At 42.7% G+C, this 3,265-nt stretch carries 4 protein-coding genes and 1 pseudogene; all 5 read left to right on the top strand.

What is annotated here, in order from left to right:
- Positions 1-107 precede the first annotated feature (107 nt).
- Positions 108-668, top strand: coding sequence for a DUF4298 domain-containing protein (locus G586_RS27105; protein ID WP_242832049.1), 561 nt, complete (start codon positions 108-110; stop codon positions 666-668).
- 236 nt (positions 669-904) lie between these two features.
- Entirely contained in the window at positions 905-1,984 is a 1,080-nt protein-coding gene (locus G586_RS0116860) for a DUF5688 family protein (RefSeq protein WP_026528645.1), read from the top strand.
- Between the two features lie 94 nt (positions 1,985-2,078).
- The gene (locus G586_RS0116855; protein ID WP_026528644.1) at positions 2,079-2,291 is read left to right on the top strand and encodes a hypothetical protein; all 213 of its coding nucleotides are present in this window, start codon (positions 2,079-2,081) and stop codon (positions 2,289-2,291) included.
- Between the two features lie 10 nt (positions 2,292-2,301).
- Complete coding sequence (locus tag G586_RS0116850) at positions 2,302-2,775, top strand: PcfB family protein (RefSeq protein WP_026528643.1); 474 nt, start codon at positions 2,302-2,304, stop codon at positions 2,773-2,775.
- Positions 2,772-3,265: pseudogene (locus tag G586_RS23590) on the top strand (VirD4-like conjugal transfer protein, CD1115 family); the annotation flags it as partial. The gene G586_RS0116850 and the pseudogene G586_RS23590, both read left to right, overlap by 4 nt.

Raw genomic sequence — 3,265 nt, 5'->3', positions numbered from 1 at the left:
CTTGGCTTTCGGAACTTATTGATGATGTGTCATGCTAAAGTTAACCGAACATATCTTTGGCGTTGGTTAATTCATTCTAAAGTTAATGACATTGGGAAAATAAGTATATGAGTAAAAAGAAACATCCACCTAGAGTAAAAAAATACAGAGATCTTAAGCAGAGAGCTAAGGCTAAATGTACTAATCTGATGTATGCGATTTATAAGGATCAGATGGAGGAAGGATTTTCAGATGATGAGGCGCATAAGAGAGTCACGGAACTTCTGAATAGCAGAGGGATTCTCTTATACCCTGAGAATGCTGCGGAAAGATATGAACATAAGAAAAATCATTTTGCAAAACGTTTGAAGAAGGATAATGTTCCGCCAAATCTGAACAAGATGGAAGCTGTCTATCAAAAGGCTAATGAAACTCTTAATACCCTTGAGGCGACCATATTTGACCTTCAGCATATGCAGGATGATATCCAGAACCTTGCAAGCTATTACGGGAGCAGGCAATGGCGAAAAGACTATGAGGCAGATGAGCAGGGGCTTTATCCGGAGAATCTTAAGAGAGGTGTTTTATCAGAGGATGGTATTTACAATCTTCTTGAGCGGAACAAAGAAATTATGGAAATTCTTCAGCCATATTTCGAAGAGGATGATGCTGAATGTAATGATTTGTAATGCGAAGTGGCTTAGATGTAATGACTTGTAATGCTTTGTGACTTCCAATCTGTTTTTGAACATGATATTGTTATAATGCACCAAGAGATGTGAGATACGAAATCCCGCACCGCAAGGTGCATTTTTCTTGCAAGAAAATAATTATTGTGTGAAGCGCTAGCTTCCGGCAGACGTACCGGAACAGCGCTTTCTTTTTTGCCCTGAATACAATCGTTTAAAAAGGAGATGAAAATAACATGGACTTTGAGACATTTAAAGAGAATCTTGCGAAGGATGTGAAAGAGACACTGGAATCAAGAACAGGCGGTGATATTTCTGTTGATAACCGCACAGTTGATAAGATGAATGAGACTTATGAGGCGCTTACAGTAAAACCTGGGGATAGCATAATTGGTGTTAACCTCAACGCAACAGCGCTTTATAAGGAGTTTGAGAACGGAACCTCATATGATGATGTTGTAAAAGGTGCGGCGGATCTTGCAGAGAGGGCGCTTGATAACAAGCCTGCTTTTGATATAGCAGCCTTCAGTGATTACGAGCAGATGAAGGGGACACTTGCTATGGAGGTTGTTTCTGCTGAGAAGAATGCAGAAATCCTTGAGACAGTTCCGCATAAGGATATGGAGGACATGGCAGTTGTTTATCGATTTGTTCTAGGTGATACGGACCAGGGTTCAGGTACGATCCTTGTTACAAATCAGATGCTTGATAATTATGGAGTGACACCTGAGCAGCTTCATGAGGACGCTGTGAAAAATGCACCGGAGATCAGACCTCTTGTGATCCAGGGCATGGGAGAAGTCCTTGCTAAGCAGATGGGTGTTGAGGATCTTGAGATGCTTGGCCTTAACATTCCACCTGAGCAGGAGCAGATGTTTGTTGCTTCTGTTGAGGGAAATGTGCATGGAGCCGGTGTTCTTGCATATCAGGATTTCATGGATAAGGCTTCAGAAAGGGTTAATGGTGACTTTTTCATTTTGCCCAGCAGCATCCATGAAGTGCTGATTATTCCGGACAATGGAAACTTCGATCTTAAGAGCCTGGAAAACATGGTTAAGGAGGTCAATGCTACAACAGTAGATCCTGCAGATCAGCTCACAGATAACGTTTATCACTATGATTCAAAGGAGAAGATCTTTGAGCTTGGTGAGAAGTTTGTGGAGCGTCAGGCTGCAAGGGAAGCAAAAGAAGCTGAGGCCGGTGACAAGAAATCACTTCTTGGTGAGCTCAAGTCGGCAAAGGAGCAGGCATCAAAGCAGCCTGCAAATAAAGCAGTAGAAGCTGTTACCAAATCAAAGGGAGATGCAACTCTCTGATATTGAACTATAAAAAATTAGCTCTGGGCTGGTGAAATACCGGTCTGGGGCTTTTTTAACAGAAATCTTTGGAGAATACGGGAGGAAAAAGGAAATGTCTGATGCATATAACAGGGACAAATACAGTGGTGGTAAACAGTTTTGCGGAACGAGGGATCCTATACCTGTGAGTGGACTGAAACCTCATAACTGCAAAACGCCGTGCCCATATGGAGAAGGGCATGCCTTTTGCTTTCCCTGTATGGCAAAGATCATGAATGAACACAGGGCATTATGCAGAAAAACAGAAGTTAAGAACGCAGCATGAGAGGTAAGACATGAATGATGAAGTATCAGAAAAGAGTGTGCATCTGGCGTTCAGGGTAGGAAAAGTGTCCGCAGTGACACTCTGGCGTGGACTCAAATCATTCCTTAGGCACAGGCGTGAGAAACGGATGCTTCCAAAAGAAGGCAAGCAGACTGTTAAACAGCTGATAAAGCAGGGACAGGGAGCTTCAAGTATGGAGGTCGGCGGAGAGAGCATGCGGACTTTCAAGAAGATAGCAAATAAGTATGGAGTGGATTATGCGATTGTGAAAGACAAGACTGCAGATCCACCGAAGTACACATGCTTTTTCAAGGCGAAGGATATTGATGCCATTACTGCAGTTGTAAAGGAATACTCCGCCAAAATGGTGAAACGTGAAAAGAAAGAAAAGCCAAGTATCCTGGAGCAGCTAAGGAAGATTAAGGAAAAGATAGCCATGCAGCCCCGCAGGGTGAAGGAGAAATTCAAGGAGAATGTCAGATGAACAAAAAACTAAAAAAGAAGATTATCCTGAACATTCCCTATGTACTTGTAGGACTGTTTGCAACTAATCTGGGAGAAGCCTGGAGACTATCTTCTGGAAGCAGCTTTTCAGAAAGGATGCAGAGCCTTATCTTATATGGTGGATTTGCGAAAGCTTTTTCAGACATCCTTCCCAGCTTTAATCTGTTTGATATAGTTGTGGGAGCAGCCTGCGGAGCGGCACTTAGACTTGCAGTTTATCTGAAGGGCAAGAACGCAAAGCACTTTCGGCACAATATCGAATACGGCTCAGCAAGGTGGGGAAAACATGAGGACATAGAACCTTATGAGGATCCTGCTTTTGAGAACAATGTCATCTTGTCGCAGACAGAGCGAATCACCATGAGCAGCAGACCAAAGGAACCAAAGTATGCAAGAAATAAAAATGTACTTGTTGTCGGTGGTTCCGGTTCAGGTAAAACACGTTTTTTTATAAAACCAAATCTTCTCCA

The organism is Butyrivibrio sp. VCD2006 (assembly GCF_000423925.1).
Classification (GTDB): Bacteria; Bacillota; Clostridia; order Lachnospirales; family Lachnospiraceae; genus Butyrivibrio.
Note: the sequence above shows the minus strand (reverse complement) of the source record. Positions and strands in the feature narration are given on the sequence as shown.

Excerpts from the sequence above, each read along its gene's own strand:
- G586_RS0116855 (WP_026528644.1), top strand. The coding sequence starts at position 2,079 with ATGTCTGATGCATATAACAGGGACAAATACAGTGGTGGTAAACAGTTT.
- G586_RS0116850 (WP_026528643.1), top strand. The coding sequence starts at position 2,302 with ATGAATGATGAAGTATCAGAAAAGAGTGTGCATCTGGCGTTCAGGGTA.
- G586_RS27105 (WP_242832049.1), top strand. The coding sequence starts at position 108 with ATGAGTAAAAAGAAACATCCACCTAGAGTAAAAAAATACAGAGATCTT.
- G586_RS0116860 (WP_026528645.1), top strand. The coding sequence starts at position 905 with ATGGACTTTGAGACATTTAAAGAGAATCTTGCGAAGGATGTGAAAGAG.